General features: G+C 72.6%; 8 protein-coding genes. All 8 read left to right on the top strand.

What is annotated here, in order from left to right:
* The first annotated feature begins 83 nt into the window (after positions 1–83).
* On the top strand, positions 84–1,187 hold the full coding sequence (locus JOD54_RS24445) for a glycosyltransferase 87 family protein (protein WP_204453496.1): 1,104 nt from the start codon (positions 84–86) through the stop codon (positions 1,185–1,187).
* A gap of 381 nt (positions 1,188–1,568) precedes the next feature.
* Positions 1,569–6,485, top strand: a complete 4,917-nt coding sequence (locus JOD54_RS24440; protein ID WP_204453495.1) for a non-ribosomal peptide synthetase — start codon at positions 1,569–1,571, stop codon at positions 6,483–6,485.
* Positions 6,478–9,384 (top strand): type I polyketide synthase, encoded by a 2,907-nt coding sequence (locus JOD54_RS35745; RefSeq protein ID WP_204453494.1) that lies wholly within the window; start codon positions 6,478–6,480, stop codon positions 9,382–9,384. The genes JOD54_RS24440 and JOD54_RS35745 overlap by 8 nt, the downstream gene beginning before the upstream one ends.
* Positions 9,381–11,126, top strand: coding sequence for a condensation domain-containing protein (locus JOD54_RS24430; RefSeq protein WP_204453493.1), 1,746 nt, complete (start codon positions 9,381–9,383; stop codon positions 11,124–11,126). Before JOD54_RS35745 ends, JOD54_RS24430 begins: the two co-directional genes overlap by 4 nt.
* Positions 11,116–14,418, top strand: a complete 3,303-nt coding sequence (locus tag JOD54_RS24425; RefSeq protein WP_204453492.1) for a beta-ketoacyl synthase N-terminal-like domain-containing protein — start codon at positions 11,116–11,118, stop codon at positions 14,416–14,418. The genes JOD54_RS24430 and JOD54_RS24425 overlap by 11 nt, the downstream gene beginning before the upstream one ends.
* Positions 14,412–15,716 carry an MFS transporter gene (locus JOD54_RS24420; protein WP_204453491.1) on the top strand — a complete coding sequence of 435 codons (1,305 nt, stop codon included), beginning with the start codon at positions 14,412–14,414 and terminating at the stop codon, positions 15,714–15,716. The genes JOD54_RS24425 and JOD54_RS24420 overlap by 7 nt, the downstream gene beginning before the upstream one ends.
* Positions 15,709–16,125: a PNPOx family protein gene (locus JOD54_RS24415; RefSeq protein WP_204453490.1), complete on the top strand. Its 417-nt coding sequence runs from the start codon at positions 15,709–15,711 to the stop codon at positions 16,123–16,125. The genes JOD54_RS24420 and JOD54_RS24415 overlap by 8 nt, the downstream gene beginning before the upstream one ends.
* Entirely contained in the window at positions 16,122–16,937 is an 816-nt protein-coding gene (locus JOD54_RS24410; protein ID WP_204453489.1) for a class I SAM-dependent methyltransferase, read from the top strand. Before JOD54_RS24415 ends, JOD54_RS24410 begins: the two co-directional genes overlap by 4 nt.
* Positions 16,938–16,940 lie beyond the last annotated feature (3 nt).

Genomic DNA, 16,940 nt, shown 5'->3' with positions numbered 1-16,940 from the left:
TTCGCGGGAATCGGACCAGGTGGTTGCGGGAATCCGTGCGATGATCTCCGAACCCTGGGGATCCTGCGCGTGTTGGGAAGTCAGTGCGGTCCTTTTCTGTCCTCTTCGGCGTGCTCGCGATGGCCCTGACCTGCGCGGTCCTGGTCATCGCCACCACGGCCGACCCCGTCGACCTGGCTGTTTACCGCAGTGGTGCGGAGTTCTTGCTGGCGGGCCGAGAACTCTACAGCGGTCCGGTCAACAATGGTCTCCTGTTCACTTATCCGCCATTTTCCGCCATCGTCTTCACCCCGCTGGCCTTCCTGGCCCTACCGACCGCCCAGGTCGTCGTCGTGGTCCTCAACGGCCTACTGCTCGCCCTGGTCGCCCATCGCTGCGCAGGCGCCCCGTGGCCTCTCGTCACCGCAGCGGCGGTGCTGACCGAGGCCGTGCACACCAGCCTGAACCTCGGCCAGGTCAACCTGCTCCTCCTGGCCTTGGTCCTACTCGCTCCACGCTGGGGAACCGGGGTGGCCGCGGGGATCAAACTGACCCCGATCATCTTCGTCGGCCTCCTGCTCGCGCGCCGCCGATTCCAAGACGCCCTGATCGCGACCTGCGTCAGCGCGGCAACGGTCGCACTCGGCTTCGCGATCATGCCCAGCGACTCGATCACCTACTGGCTGCACGCCACTTTCGCCGACCCCACAAGGGTCTTCGCCGAGCCCGGTTCGCCCCACAACCAGTCGCTTCGGGGCCTGCTGCTCCGCGCGGGTATCGAGAGCCCCGCAGTGTGGATCACCCTGGCTGTGGTCGTCGTCGCCGCCGCGCTCGTGGTGGCCGCCGGAACCGATCACACCCTGGCGGTGGCCGTCGTCGGGATGGCGGGAGCCACGGTCTCCCCGTGGTCTTGGGGCCACCACTGGGTCTGGCTGGTCCCGCTCATCGCCGTCATCGCCCGCGAACTGGCTGCCCGCAACTGGGCGTGGCTCATTCCCGTGCCGTTCCTGCTGGCCACCCCGCCACCGGTACTGGCCCTGGTCAACCCCCTGGTCGGCACTCCAGTGATCACCGGCGGACCGCTGCACTTCCTCCTCAGCAACACGTACGTATTCGTCTTCCTCGCCACCCTCCTCGCGGTAACCCTGCACCACCCCGCGGGGGCGCGGTTGCCCCGCTCGGTGGAACACGCTCAGAGCCATCGGTAGCCCGCGCTGTCGCGTGGTTCTCCTGGCCGATGTCAAAATAGGCGTGATCCGCTACTCGGAGTGCCGCGACAATCCGCTGTCGAACGCTTCGCGATATTTTCAGGGAGTTCAGCTACGCCACATGGACCTACGTCAGCGGAATCGTCCCCTGGCGTTCGGGAGTGCCTGTCCCCCTGCGGGGCCAGGACATCCCACCTGGTCCTGCCACCGACAGTAGCCTTCTTCTCCGCCGATTGGGCTGTTGGTGGGGTAATCGGATGAATCATTTTCCATCGTCGAATTGCGGCCACTATGGTCACGCCAGATTCTGGTTGCGCGAGGCGGGCCGGGAGCGGAACGGCGATGGGGAGGCGTTCGGTGGCCGTATCTGACCGTGAATCCTTGACCGAGAGAATCAATTCCGGCCGGCAGGCGACCCCGGGTGATGACGCCGGTTGCTGGCACCGGGAGTTCGAGCGCCAAGTGGACCGGTTACCCGGCGCGGTGGCCGTGGTCGAAGCGGCTGGGACGGACCCCGGTGCGGTCGGCTCGACGCTGACCTACCGGGAACTCGACCGCCGGGCCAACGCCGTCGCGCACGACCTCGTGTCCCGCGGTGCGGGGCCGGGAGTGGTCGTCGGTGTGGTGGCACATCGCTCACCGGACACGGCGGTCGGCGTTCTCGGCGTGCTCAAAGCGGGCGCGGCGTTCCTCCTCCTCGATCCGCTGCTGCCCGCGCGCCGGGTCGAGCACCTGATCGAGGACAGCGGAGCCTCCGTCGTGCTCGACGAGGACGACTTCGGCCCGCGTGGGCGGCCGGACCCGCCTGCGGTGTCCGCACGACTGGGCGATCCGGCCTACGTGGTCTACACGTCGGGTTCGACCGGTCGCCCCAAGGGGGTCCTCGTCTCGCACGCGGGGTTGGCGAACACGGCGCGGGCCCACCGGGTGGTCCACCAGCTCACCGAGGCTGACCGCGTGCTGCAGGCGGCTGCCCCCAGCTTCGACGCCTTCATCTCGGAACTGGTGCTCGCCCTGGGCGCCGGGGCCGCGCTGTGCCTGGCCCCGGCGCCCGCGCTGACACCGGGTGAGCCGCTGCGCGCGACGATGCGGGCGATGGGCGTGACCGCCGCCATCCTCACCCCCACCGCGCTGTCGGCGACCGACCCGTCCGACATGGGCCACCTCCGATCGGTGACCTCGGTGGGCGAGGCGTGCTCCGCCGAGGTGGTTCGCCGCTGGGCGCCCGGGCGGCGCTTCCTCAACTCCTACGGCCCGACCGAGGCGGCGATCTGGGCGATGGTCGCCGAATGCCATCCCGACGGCGGCGAACCCGACCTCGGCGAACCGATCCCCGGTTGCGTCGTCCACGTCTTGGACGACGAGTTCCAGCCGACCGACGACGGCGAGCTCTACATCGGCGGCCCCGGCGTCGCCCTCGGCTACCTCGGCAAGCCGGACCTCACCGCTCAACGCTTCGTCCTGGACCCCTTCGCCCCACCACCTTCGGGCGGCGCGCCCGCGGCGCAACGCCTCTACCGGACGGGCGACCTCGTCCGGCGAGGCGCCGATGGGCGGCTGCGCTACCTCGGCCGCGCCGATGGCCAACTCAAGATCCGCGGTGTCCGGATCGAGCCGGGCGAGGTGGAGGCGGCGCTGCTCCGCCTTCCGGGGATCCGGCAAGCCGTGGTGGTCGCGCACGACGGTGTGCTCGTCGCCTACGCGGCCACCGACTCGACCTCGCCCGGCGAGCTGCACGAGCGCCTCGCCGAGGAACTGCCAGCGACTATGCTGCCCTCTCGACTGGTCTTGGTCCCGCTGCTTCCGCTGTCACCCAACGGGAAGGTCGACCGCGCGGCGTTGGCGGCGCTCGACGGATCGGCGCCACCGGCGCGCGGGCCGTGCAGCCCGTTGCAGGCCCAGCTCCTTGAGCTGTGGCAGGAGGCGCTCGGCCGCACCGACCTCGGCGTCGACCACGACTTCTTCGTCCACGGTGGACACTCGCTGCTCGCGGCCAAGGTGGTCGCCCGGCTCCGGGCCCTGGTGGCGGCGGACGTGCCGGAGACGGTGCTGTTGCGGCACCGCACCGTCGCCAGGGTGGCCGCCGCTGTCGAGGCGCTGCCCTCCGGCGCGCCGCCGCTCGACCCGCCGACCCCGAGGCCGCCCGGTTCCGGACCGGCGCCGCTGTCGGCTGCCCAGGAACGGGTCTGGTTCCTGGAGAAGGTGTCCGGCGGGAACCCCGCCTACTCGGCGCAGGCGCTGATCCGGCTCGACGGCGCGCTCGACGTGGATGTGCTGCGGCGATCCTTGGCGCACCTGGTGCGCAGGCACGAGATCCTGCGCACCACCTTCGCCGAGCGCGACGACGGTCCCGTGCAAGTGGTGCACCCGCCGTGGCCGGTGGTGCTGGACGTGGTGGACGTCGGTGCGGATGAGCTGGAGGGGCTGGTCGCCGCGGCGATCAGGACGCCGTTCGACCCTGAGAGCCTCCCACTGGCGCGGTGGACGCTCTACCGGCTGGGTCCGGACGAGCACGTGCTGTTGCACGCCGAGCACCACTTCATCCACGACGGCTGGTCGTTCACCGTGTTCCTCGCCGAGCTGCTGGCGTGCTACCGCGCGGGTGGGGATGCCGAGCTGGACCCGCCCGCACTGCAGTTCGGCGATTTCGCCGAGTGGCAGCGGCGGTTCGCGCGGAGCCCGCGCGCGGTCGAACAGCTGGACTGGTGGCGGGCGACCCTGGCGGGTGCGCCAACCTCGCTGGAGCTGCCGACGGACCGCCCGCGCCCCTCGGTCCCCACCTTTGCGGGCGACGCGATCCGGGTGACCCTGCCCGCCGAGTTGAGCGGCGCGCTGCGCGCCAGGGCTCGCGACAGCTCGGCGACGCTGTACCTGGTGTTCGTCGCCGCGCTGTCCAGCCTGTTCGGACGCTGGTCCGGCACGGACGACGTGGTGGTCGGTTCGTCGGTGGCGTACCGGCGGTGGAAGGAGACCGAGCAGCTGATCGGGATGATGCTCAACACCCTCGCGCTGCGGGTCGACCTGTCCGGGCAGCCGAGCTGCGCGCGGGTGCTGGAGCGGGTGCGCGAGGTCGTGTTGGGGGCCTTGGAGCACCAGGACGTGCCGTTCGAGAAGGTGGTCGAAGCAGTCCGACCGCGGCGCTCACCGAACCGGAACCCGCTGTTCCAGGTGATGTGCGGGTTCCACGACGCGCCGCTGCCGGACCTGACAGTGCCTGGTCTGCTGGTGCGGACGACCGAGGCGCTCAACAACGGTTCGGCGAAGTTTGACCTCAACGTCACCGTTATCCCGCGCGCGGAGATCACGGTGATCTGGGAGTACAGCACCGCGCTGTTCGACCGGGGCACCGTGGAGGGGTTGGCGGCGGCGTTCGAGCGGGTGCTTGCGGCCTTCGCCAGCCACCCGACGACCCTGGTGGCTGACATCGACCTGCTCGACGAGGCGCAGCACGATGCCATCTCCGCGGCGGCGCTGCGGGCCAACGTCGCGCGCGACGGGCGTGGGCTGGTGGAGTTGGTCGCGGAGCGGGCCAGGCTCGCACCAGGTGCCACGGCGGTCCGGTGTGGACCTGAGAACCTCTCCTACGGCGACCTCGTCGCCCGCGCCGGAGGTGTCGCGGCGGCGCTGATCTCGGCCGGTGTCGGACCGGAAGACCGGGTGGCGGTCTGCGTGAGCCGGTCGGCCGCCCTGGTGGTCGCGTTGCTCGGGGTACTGGCGGCGGGCGCGGCGTTCGTGCCCGTCGACCCGGACCACCCGAGGGAGCGGATCGCCCACCTTGCGGCCGACGCGCGCGTGGCGGCTGTGGTGACCACCGACGACCTGCGCGACCGCGTCCCGGCGGCGGGTGTCTCGGTCATCGACCTGGACACCACCGGGCCGGCTGGGACCAGGTGGGTCACGCCCGCCGCGCACCACCTGGCCTATGTGCTCTACACGTCCGGCTCGACCGGGCTTCCCAAGGGGGTCGCCGTCGAACACGGCGCGTTGGCGAACCTGCTGCTGGCGATGCGCGCGCGGATCGGGTTCAGCGACGCGGACACCCTGGGCGCGGTCACCCCGGTCTCCTTCGACATCGCACTGCTGGAGCTGTTCCTGCCGCTGGTCGCGGGCGCGACGGTGGTGGTGTACCCGCGCGCGGTGACGTTGGACCCGACGGCGCTGGCGGACCGGGTGCGCCGAGACGGGATCACCGTGCTGCAGGCCACCCCGATCACTTGGCGACTGCTCATCGACAGCGGTTGGCCGGGGCACCCCGGGCTGCGCGCGCTGTGCGGCGGCGAGGCCCTGCCCGCGGACCTGGCGACCGGGCTTCGGGCGCGGGTGGCTGAGCTGTGGAACGTGTACGGCCCCACCGAGACCACCATCTGGTCGACGGCCACGCTCGTGGACGACGACGGTGCATCGATCGGCGACCCGCTCGACAACACGATCTTGCGAGTCCTCGACGACAGGCTGCGCCCCGCGCCCGACGGGGTGGTCGGCGAGCTGTACATCGGTGGCGGTGGCCTGGCCCGCGGGTACCTCGGCAGACCGGACCTGACCGCGCAGAGGTTCGTCCCGGACCCGTTCTCCGACGGTGGCAGGCTCTACCGCACCGGCGATCTGGTGCGCCGCGCGCGGGACGGGAAGCTGCGCTACCTCGGTCGCGCCGACCACCAACTCAAGGTCCGCGGTTTCCGGATCGAGCCCGCCGAGGTCGAGGCGGCGCTGTGCGCGCACCCCGCGGTGGCGGACGCGGTCGTGGTGGCCAGGGATGACGCCGGGGTGGCGGTTCTCGCGGGGTACGTCGTGTGGCTCCCTGGACGGGGTGCGACGACGGCGGCTGTTCTCGCGTCGGTTCGGGCCCTGCTGCCCGAGTACATGGTGCCGACAACGCTGACCGCACTGGACGCCATGCCGCGCAACCCCAACGGCAAGCTCGACCGCGCCGGGTTGCCCGTGCCGTCGGGCGCCCCAACGGCACCCGAGCACCGCGGCCACACCGCTCGTTCCCCGATCGAGCTGGCGGTCACGGGTTTGTGGTGTGAGGTCCTCGGCCGCGACGAGGTCGGCGTCGCGGAGAACTTCTTCGACGCGGGCGGGCATTCGATCCTGCTCTTGCGCCTGCACCGGCTGTTGCGCAGGGCGTTCCCGACCGATCTGTCCATCTTGGACCTGTTCGCCAGGCCGACCGTCCGCGACATGGCCGCGGCGCTCGACGGGCTCGAGGGGCCGGACACGACGGGGGCGCGCCGCGAACGAGCGGGCCGCAGGGTCGCGAGCTCCGGGCGTGGCCGGAGAGGAGAGCGCCGTGGCTGATCAGGGCATCGCGATCATCGGTTTGGCGTGCCGCATCGGGGCCGCGTCGTCCGCGCAGCGGTTCTGGGAAGCGTTGTGCGCGGGGGAGGAGCTGGTCCGGGACCTCGGCCAGGCGGAGCTGCTCGACGCAGGTGTGCCGGAGTCCGATCTGGCGCACAGCGACTACGTCCGCAGGCGCGGTGTGCTCGACGACGTCGGGGACTTCGCGGCGGAGTTCTTCGGCTACGCGCCGCGCGAGGCCCAGGTCATGGACCCGCAGCACCGCCTGTTCCTGGAATGCGCCTGGACAGCCCTGGAAGACGCGGGCCACGACCCGAGCGGGCACAGCGGGCACAGCGGGCTCGTCGGAGTGTTCGGCGCGGCGAGCACGAACACCTATAGGTCCATTGTGGATCGGTACGCGGACCTGGCCAGGACCACCGGGGTGATCCAGGCCGACCTCGGCTGCGAGGTCGACTACCTGGCCACCCGGGTCTCCTACAAGCTGGACCTGCGCGGGCCGAGCGTGTCGGTGCAGACCGCCTGCTCCAGTTCGCTGGTGGCGGTCCACATGGCGTGCCAGAGCCTGCTGGGGCACGAGTGCGACACGGCGCTGGCCGGTGGTGTGGCGATCCAGCTACCCCAGGTCGGGTACCGGTACCGGGAAGGCGGCATCGGCTCGGCGGACGGGCGGTGCCGCCCGTTCGACGCCGCCGCGGGCGGCACCGTCGGTGGTGACGGGGTCGGGGTGGTCGTGCTCAAGCGGCTCGCGGACGCCATCGCCGACGGCGACGACATCCGCGCGGTGGTCCTCGGCTCCGCGGTCAACAACGACGGCTCGAGCAAGGTCGGTTTCACCGCCCCCAGTGCGCGCGGCCAGACCGAGGTCATCGTGGAGGCGCAGGCGGTGGCCGGGGTGAAGCCGCGCGACATCGAGTACGTGGAGGGCCACGGCACCGGTACCGCGCTCGGCGACCCGATCGAGGTGCGGGCGCTGACCAGGGCGTTCCGCGCGGACACCGCCGACCGCGGGTTCTGCGCGCTGGGATCGGTGAAGGCCAACACCGGCCACCTCGACGCCGCGGCGGGCATGGCCGGGCTGATCAAGGCGACCCTCGCGCTGCGCCACCGGTTGATCCCCCCGACGCCGCACTTCCGGCTCCCGAACCCGGCGTGCGAGTTGCCCACGAGCCCGTTCCACGTCAACACCGAGCCGCTGGTCTGGGCCTCCGCCGGTGACCGCCCCCGCGTCGCCGGGGTGAGCGCGTTCGGGATCGGTGGCACCAACGCGCACCTGGTGCTGGGGGAAGCGCCCGCCCGTGCGCCGGGATCAGCGGGTAGGCCCGGCGTTGTGCTGGTGAGCACCGCGAAGACACCGTCGGCGCTGCGGCGTGCTTGCGACGAGCTCACGACGCACCTGGCCGCCGACCCGGTGCAGGACATCGCCGACGTGGCGCACACGCTGCAGGTGGGGCGCGAGCACTTCGACCACCGGCAGGCGGTCGTGCGGTTCCCCGGTCGGGCCGACGAGGTGGTGACCGGCAGCCGCCGCGACAGTTCCGTGCTGATGCTGTTCCCAGGGCAGGGCGCGCAGCACCCGGGAATGGCGGCGGGCCTCTACCGGACCGAACCGGTGTTCCGCGACTGGGTTGACCACTGCTGCGACCTGCTTGTCCCCGAACTGGGCCGTGACCTGCGTCCGCCGCTGCTCGAAGGTGACGTGCGGGCGCTGGAGCCCACCTGGCTGGCCCAGCCCGCGATCTTCGTGACCACCTACGCGCTGGTCCGGCTGTGGCAGGCGTGGGGTGTCGACCCCGCGGCGATGATCGGGCACAGCCTCGGCGAGTACGTGGCGGCCTGCCTCGCCGGTGTGTTCGACCTGCCGGACGCGTTGCGCCTGGTCGCCGCGCGGGGACGACTGATGGGCGACACCCCGCCGGGGACCATGGTCAGTGTCCGGCTCCCGGCCGAGGCCCTGGTACCGCTGCTGCCCGAGGGCGCTGAGCTCGCCTCGGTCAACGGGCCCGCGCACAGCGTGGCGACGGGTGGCCCAGACGCCATCGCGGCGCTGCGAGACCGGCTGAGCCGTGACGGCGTCCCCTGCAGGCCGCTGCGCACGGCCCACGCTTTCCACTCGGCGTCACAGGAACCGGCCGTCGCCAAGCTGGTCGACCTGCTCGCAGGCATCGGGCTGCGGCCGCCGACGCGGCCCTACCTGTCCACGGCCACCGGCGACTGGATCACCCAGGAGCAGGCGACCGACCCGACCCATTGGGGCAGGCAGGCGCGCGACCCGGTGCTGTTCTCCGCCGCCCTGCGTCGAGTGCTGGCCGAGGGACTGTGGACGGTGCTGGAGGTCGGGCCGGGCACGGGGCTGACCACGCTGGTGCGCCAGCACACCGAGGCGGCGGGGCACCACGTGGTGTCCTCCATGCGCCGTCCCGAGGACACCGCGCCCGACCGGGCCGTGCTGCTGAGGGCCACGGCGAAGCTGTGGGCGGTGGGTGTCCCGCTCGACTGGCGGGGGTTCGCGGCGTCGGAACGGCGGCGCAAGGTGCCGTTGCCGACCTACCCGTTCGAACGCGGGCGGTACTGGGCCGGGGAGGAGATCAGGCACCAGGCGACCGGCGGGCCGACGGCCACAGGTGCGGCTGGCCCGCAGGACCCGGTGCAGGCCAGGGTCGCGGCGATCTGGCGGGACGTGATCGGGGTGGACCGGCCGGGCCCCGCGGACGACTTCTTCGAGCTGGGCGGCAGCTCCCTGGTCGCGACCCAGGTCGCGGGCCGCCTCGGCGACGTGTTCGACGTGGACGTGCCGCTCGCGATGATCTTCGAGCGGACCACCCTCGCCGCACTGGCCGAAGGGGTGGAGGGCCTGCTGCTGGACCGGATCGAGGCCATCGCGGAGGAGCCGACATGAGTGACCGGTCCGAACTGGACAGGCGCCGGGCCCAGCTGTCGCAGGCCAAACGCGATCTGCTCGCCGAATGGCTCACCGGGCGGGCGCGGCACAGGTCCATCCCGCGCCGCCGCGACGACGGTCCCGCCCCGCTGTCGTTCGCCCAGGAGCGGCTGTGGTTCCTGGAGCAGTTGCTGCCCGGCACGCGCGCGTACTGGCTGCCCACCGCGCTCACGTTGTCCGGTCCGCTGGAGCCCGAACCGCTGCGCCGGGCACTGGCCGAGGTCGTGCGCAGGCACGAGGTGCTGCGCACCCGGTTCCCGGCACCGGGCGGGCGGGCGGCGCAGGTCGTCGACCCGCCCTGGGAACCGGAGTTGGCGGACACGCCGGACGAGTCCCCGTTCGACCTGGCCGCGGGCAGGGTGGTGCGCGCGCACCTGACCCGCTCCGGGCAGGACGAGCACCTGCTGACCGTGACCACGCACCACATCGTCGGGGACGCCTGGTCGCAACGGGTGCTGGTGCGCGAGCTGGCAGCGCTCTACGAGGCGTACGCCGACGATGCCCCGACACCGTTGCCCGAACCACCGATCCAGTACGCGGACTTCGCCGTGTGGCAACGCGACCAGCTCGCGGGCCCCGGCATGGCGGGGCAGCTGGAGCACTGGCGGGCGGCGTTGAGCGGGGTGCCCACCCTGGAACTGCCCGCGGACCGCCCGCGCCCCGCGACACCGACCCAGGCAGGCGCCACCCACCGGCACACGCTGTCCCCCTCGCTGCTCGGCGGACTCCAGGACCTGGCGAGCGCGACCGGCACCACGCTCTACATGGTGGTCCTGGCCGCTCTGGCGACCTTGCTGCGCGGTCGCACCGGTGAGACCGACATCGCCGTCGGCACCCCGGTCGCCGGTCGCGGGTCGCCCGATGTGGAAGGGCTGATCGGCTTCTTCGCCAACACGGTCGTGCTGCGGGTCGACCTCTCCGGCGGGCCGACCGCGCGGGAGCTGCTCGGCCGGGTCCGCACGACCGCACTGGCGGCGTTCGAGCACGCGGAGGTGCCGTTCGCCCGGGTCGTCGAGGAGCTCCGACTGCCGAGGGAGCTGACCAGGACGCCCTTGTTCCAGGTGCAGCTCGTCGTTCAGGACGCTCCCCCGGAACCAGTGGCCCTGCGTGGCGGGCTCGTCTTCGACGTCGCGACCCTGGACACCGGCGGTGCCCAGGTCGACCTGTCCTTCGCGTTCTCGCGCGGGGTGTGCCGGATCGACTACAGCACCGACCTGTTCGACCCGGACACCGTGTCGGGCATGGCCGAGGAGTTGGTGGACCTTCTCGCGGCCATGGTTCGAGCGCCCGACCGGGTGCTGCCGGGGTCGACCGCGCCGAGGCCCTCGGCCCCGACGCGGGTGGAGCCGAGGGCACGCCCGCCCTACCGGGCACCGGTGACCGAACTGGAGCAGTCCATCGCGAGCGTCTGGGCGCACGTCCTCGGTGTCGACCGGGTCGGGCTCGACGAGACGTTCTTCGAGCTGGGTGGGCACTCGGTGCGGCTCATCCAGGCCCACAGCGCACTGCGGGCCGCGACCGGGCGCGCGGTCGAGGTCGTTGACCTGTTCGCGCACCCGACCGTCGCCGCGCTCGCCGCACACCTCGACAAGGGGGACCGCTCATCCCAGCGGGTCACCAAGTCCCGCCAAGTGGCCGCGGCGCGTCTGGCCGCCCTGTCGCGGGTGGCCGGGACACGGGGAGGCGCGGGTGAGCACTGACGAGCGCGACGACACCGCCATCGCGGTTGTCGGCATGGCCTGCAGGCTCCCCGGCGCCCCGGACACCACCGCCTTCTGGCGCAACCTGCGCGGGGGCGTCGACTCGATCAGCTCGTTCACCATCGCGGACGCGGTCGCCGAAGGCGTGCCCGAGGCCGTTCTGCGGGAACCCGACCACGTGCGTGCAGGTGGGCTGCTCGACGACATCGAAGGGTTCGACGTCACGCTCTTCGGCCTGACCCGCCGCGAGGCGGCGCTGGTGGACCCGCAGCAGCGGCTGTTCCTCGAGTGCGCGTGGGCCGCGTTGGAGGACGCGGGCTGCGACCCAGCCCGGTTCGCGGGCCGGATCGGGGTGATCGGGGGAGTCAGCGCCAGCACCTACCGGCTGCGCAACCTGGCCGCGCAGGCACCCGGTCCGGTCCGCACCGCCGCGCGGTCGCAGCTGACCCTGGGCACCGACAAGGACTTCCTGGCCACGAGGGTGTCCTACCACCTCGGGCTGACCGGGCCGAGCATCACCGTGCAGGCGGCCTGCGCCAGCTCTCTGGCCGCCGTGCACCTGGCGTGCCAGGCCCTGCTGCTGCACCAGTCCGACCTGGTCCTGGTCGGCGGTGCGTCCATCCACGTCCCGCAACGGGCGGGCTACCGCTACGAACCGGGCGGGATCTTCGCCCCCGACGGGGTGTGCCGACCGTTCGACGCGAAGGCCGCGGGCACGGTACCCGGCAGCGGGGCGGGGGTGGTGGCCCTCAAGCGGCTCGCCGACGCGCGTCGGGACGGCGACCAGGTCCTCGCCCTGGTGCTCGGGTCGGCGATGAACAACGACGGGCGGGAGAAGGCGAGCTTCACCGCGCCCGGTGTCGGCGCGCAGACCGAGGTCGTCGCCGAGGCGCAGGCGGTCGCCGGGGTCGATCCGGCCGAAGTGTCCTATGTGGAGGCCAACGGCACCGGGACGGCGCTGGGCGACCCGATCGAGGTGCGCGCGCTGAGCCGGGCGTTCGCGGGCGCCGAGTCCTGCGCGCTGGGCTCGGTCAAGTCCGCCATCGGTCACCTCGACGCCGCGGCCGGGATCGCTGGGTTGATCAAGACGGTGCTCGCCCTCCGGCACCGCGAACTGCCACCGACCCCGCACTTCGAGCGGCCGAACCCGGCGTGCGAGTTCGAGAGCGGCCCGTTCCGCGTCAACGACCGGCTGCGGCCGTGGGCCTCGGACGGACCCCGCACGGCCGGGGTGTGCGCGTTCGGCATCGGGGGAACCAACGTGCACGTCGTGCTGCGGGAGGCGCCGCGGGTCGAACGGGGTGGTGGCAGCGGTCCCGTGGTGCTGCCGGTGTCGGCCGCCACCCCGGCCGCGTTGTCCCGTGCGGCGGCCGACCTCGCCACGCACCTGCGCGCGCACCCGGACCAGGACCTCGTCGACATCGCCTGGACCCTGCAGACCGGCAGGCGCGAACTGCCCCACCGGCTGGCTGTTGTGGCCCACGACCACGACCAGGCCGCGGCCGCGCTGACGGGCTCGCCAGCGGCGGGTGCGCCGCCGGTGCTGACCGAGCTCGCCCAGCGGTGGTCGGGGGGCGGGTCGGTCGACTGGACCGCGGTCACCCCGCCCGGCGCCCGCCGGGTGAGCCTGCCGCACTACCCCTTCGAGCGGATCCGCTGCTGGATCGACCCCGAACCGGCGGTGGCCGGAGCAGCATCGCGCTCCGAGTCCACTGTGGAGCAGGTCGTCGCCGAGGTGTGGCGGCGCGGCTTCGGGTTGGACCGCGAGATCGGCGTGGACGAGGACTTCCACCAGCTCGGTGGCCGGTCCCTGCTGCTGGTCACCATGGCGACCGAGTTGCGCGACCGGCTAGGCACCCGAGTCCCGGTCGCGTTGCTGCACGACAACCCCACCATCGCCGGAATGACCCGCGCGCTGGTCGGTGTGCTCCCCGCAACCGCCGCCAAGCCCGCTGGGCCGGACACGCGGCCGCTGTCACCGGAGCAGGAGGAGATCTGGCTGCGCTGCCAGTCGGCACCGGCGAGCGCGCGCAACCTGGAACTGGTCCTGTCGCTGACCGGTGAGCTGCGCTGGGAGGTCCTGGTCGAGGCCTGGCGCGGACTGGCGCTGCGACACCCCCTGCTGCGCGCGGGGATCGACATCGTCGCGGGCGCGCCCGTGCACCGGATCGCGGCGGACCCACAACCACCCGTGACTCTGGTTGACGCCCAGCACGTACCGGAAGCGGACCGAGCTGAGTACGCCCGAGCACTGGTACGCGACCACCTCCGAGCGGGGTTCGACGCAGGCGGCCCGCGCTGGCGAGTGGTCGTCGTCGCGCTCGGACCGCGCGATCACCTGATGGCCGCGTGCTGGGACGAGGTGGTCTGCGACGGCCGGTCCCGGGAGGTCATCGCTCGGGAATGGCTGGCCCGCTACGACGCCGGGGCGCGGGGGAGCGCGCTCGACCTGCCCGACACCGCCGACCTGCTGGCCGGGTTCGTGGCACGCCGCAGGGCATGGCTGGAAACGCCTGAGGCCGCGCGGGCGTTCACCGACGGCGCCACCGCCCTGCGCGGCGGGGCCCCGCTCGCGCTGCGGCGGCCCGGCCCCTCGGTGGCCCCTCGGCGGTTCCAGGGCGCCCGACTGCGGTCCGCCGTGCCCGCACCGGTCGCGGCCGGGCTGCGCGAGTACTGCCGGAGCAACGGCACCACGCTCTACCTCTGCCTTCTCACGGCGTTCGACGCCCTGTTGGCGGCACGGGCGGGTGCCACGGACGTGGTGGCGGCGACCAACGTGGTCAACCGCGAGGACGGTGCGGAGGACCTGGTCGGCAACTTCACCACGGCCATGCTGACCCGGCTGTCGTGGACCGGCGACCCGGCGTTCGGCGAACTGCTGGAACGAGCGCGGGTGGTGGTGGGGGCGGCGCGGGGCAGGCAGGCGGCTCCCGCGATCGGCGTGCTGGGCAGGCTCGGCTGGGACGAGTTCGGTGCGGTCGGCCCCGGGAACCAGGTCTCCGTCGCGGTCCTGCACCGGGACGGCGCCCTCGGGGTGCGCTGGCCCGCCGCCACCGGGGGGCTCGAGGCCCGGCTGGTGCGCTTCCCGTTGGGGTGGACCCTTGCCGAGATCGGGGTGCAGATGATCGAGAACGACGAGGAGATGACCTTGACGCTGGACTACGACGTCGACAGGTGGACGGCCGAGGCGGCCACGGGGTTGCGGGCGGACATCGACACCGTGCTCGGCCGCGTCGCCGCCCGACCGCGCGCCCGGCTCACCGAGCTGCTCGACGGGGTGGGCGCGTGGTGACCTCCGGGCCGGGGGTGTCGGACCGCCGACCGACCGGGGAGGGGACCGCCGCCTTCCGCACGATCTGGTCGGGGCAGCTCGTGTCGCTGCTCGGCTCGGTGCTGACCGAGTTCGCGCTCGGTGTCTGGATCTTCCAGCGCACCGGGTCGGTCACCGAGTTCGCCCTGTTCAACCTGTTCGTGTTCCTGCCGCAGATCGTGGTGATGCCCTTCGGCGGGGTGCTCGCCGATCGGTACTCCCGCCGGACGATCATGCTGGTGGCCAACGCGGGCGGCCTGGGCACCACACTGGTGCTGTTGGCGCTGCAGGGCACCGGGTCGCTGCAGGTGTGGTCGGCGTACGCGATCGCCCTGTCGTTCGCGGCGTTCAGCTCGCTGCTGGTGCCCGCCTACCTCGCCACCGTGCCGCAACTGGTCCCCGAGCACCGGCTCGGCCGGGCCAACGCCATGGTGCAGTTCGCCACCTCGGTCGCCAGGATGGCCTCGCCCGCGGTCGGCGGCGTCCTGGTCACCGCGATTGGCATCGGCGGGGTCGCGGTGCTGGACATGATCACCTTCGGGATCGCGATCGCGACGCTGCTGCCGCTGCGGCTCGAGCGGCCGAGCGGGGGAGGCCCGCGCAGGCACATCCTGCGCGAGGTGGCCGACGGCCTCCGCTACATCCTGTCCCAGCCGGGGCTGCGCGGCATGCTCCTGTTCGTCGCCTGCTTCAACGTCGCGGGCGGTGCGTCGCAGGCGCTGACCACCCCGTTGGTGCTGGAGCTCGACAGCCCGCAGGACCTCGGGCTGGTGGTCGGCGCGGGCGGTGTCGGGCTGATCTCGGGCGCGTTGTGGCTGACCATCTGGGACGGCCCGCGCCGCCGGATCCACGGCGTCCTCGGCGGCGGGATCGTCATGGGACTGGCGATGGTGCTGCCCGCGGTGAACCCGTCGGTACCGGTGTTGGCGGTGTGGACCTTCGTCCAGCACGTGTGCCTGTCGGTCGGGGTCATCAGCAGCATGGCGATCTGGCACAAGAAGGTGCCCGGCCACCTGCAGGGCCGGGTGTTCGGCTCGTTGCGCACCATCTCCTACACCGCGCTGATCGGCACGGTCGCCGTCGCCGGGCCCCTCGCGGAGCGCGTGTTCGAGCCCGCCATGGCCGAGTCGGGCGCGCTCGCGGGCAGTGCGGGCGGGCTGCTCGGCGTGGGTGACGGCCGCGGCATCGCGTTGCTGCTGCTGGTGAGCGGGCTGTTCCCGCTCGTCGGGGCGGTCGTCGGGTACCTCAACCGGAAGGTCAGGAGGGTCGAGGATGACTGACCCCGCCGCGGAGGTGTTCACCCTGTTGGAACGGGGGTTCCTCGACGAACACGACGTCGGGCGCCTGGCCACCACCGACCGGGTGGGCCTGCCGCACGTCGTACCCGTCGCCTACCGCCGCAACCCCGACCTGCACACCATCGACGTCGTGTGGCGCGGGTTGGCGGGGGCACCGGCCTTCGCCCACGTCGACTCCGCCGGGCAGGCGGCCTTCGTCGTCGACGACATCGCGCCGCCGTGGCGGGTGCGCACGCTCCAGGTCCGCGGTGCCGCCGAGGCGCTGCGCACGCGGGCGGGAGCCCTCATCAGGATCCGGCCCGACCGGATCACCACCAGCGGGCTCGACGGATCACCGTCCACCCGCGACAGGACTGTCCGGATCAGCACACCACGAGGAGTGCGGCCATGACCGCGATCAGCGACCGCGAGAAGATCGAGACCAACGGCCAGGGGTGGAACCTGCGCGCGCAGGCGCACCTGGACTCGTCCTACTACGGGTTGGACACCTTCAAGCAGGGGCGCAGCACCCTGCGCGGGCTGGAGGAGGAGGAACTCGGCGACGTCGACGGGCAGTCGCTGCTGCACCTGCAGTGCCACATCGGGACCAACACCATCTCCCTGGCGCGCAAGGGAGCCCGGGTGACCGGCGCGGACATCTCCGCCACCGCGATCGCCACCGCGCGCGGACTCGCCGAGGAGTTGGGGGTCGACGCCCGGTTCGTGCTGTCCAACGTGTACGACCTCCCCGAGGTCCTCGACGACACGTTCGACCGGGTCTTCACCGGCTTCGGGACGCTCACCTGGCTGCCGGACCTCGCCGGGTGGGCGCGGGTCGTCGCGCGGTTCCTCAAGCCGGGCGGGACGGTCACGATCGTGGAGATCCACCCCGTCCTCACCCTGTTCGACGAGGTCGACGGCCAGCTCAAGCTCACCAGGTCGCTGTTCGAGAACCGGCAGGAGAGCCGGGAGATGACCACCAGCTACGCCGACCGGCTCGCCGACCGGGTGGCGGTGCCCGCGCACACGCTGCACAGCTGGCAGTGGACGGTCGCCGATCTCGTGACCGCTCTGCTCGGCGCCGGGCTGAGAATCGAACGGCTGCGCGAGGTCCCGGTCGACGCCCGCCAGCGGCTCCCGCTGATGGTCGCCGACGGCGAGCGGAGCTGGCGGGTGCCCGGCGACCCGCTGCCGCTGTCGGTCACCTGCGTGGCGCGGAAGTGACGC

The sequence above is a fragment of the Actinokineospora baliensis genome (genome assembly GCF_016907695.1).
Taxonomy (GTDB): Bacteria; Actinomycetota; Actinomycetes; order Mycobacteriales; family Pseudonocardiaceae; genus Actinokineospora; species Actinokineospora baliensis.
The sequence above is the reverse complement of the archived record's forward strand: the minus strand, read 5'-3'. Positions and strand labels throughout refer to the sequence as shown.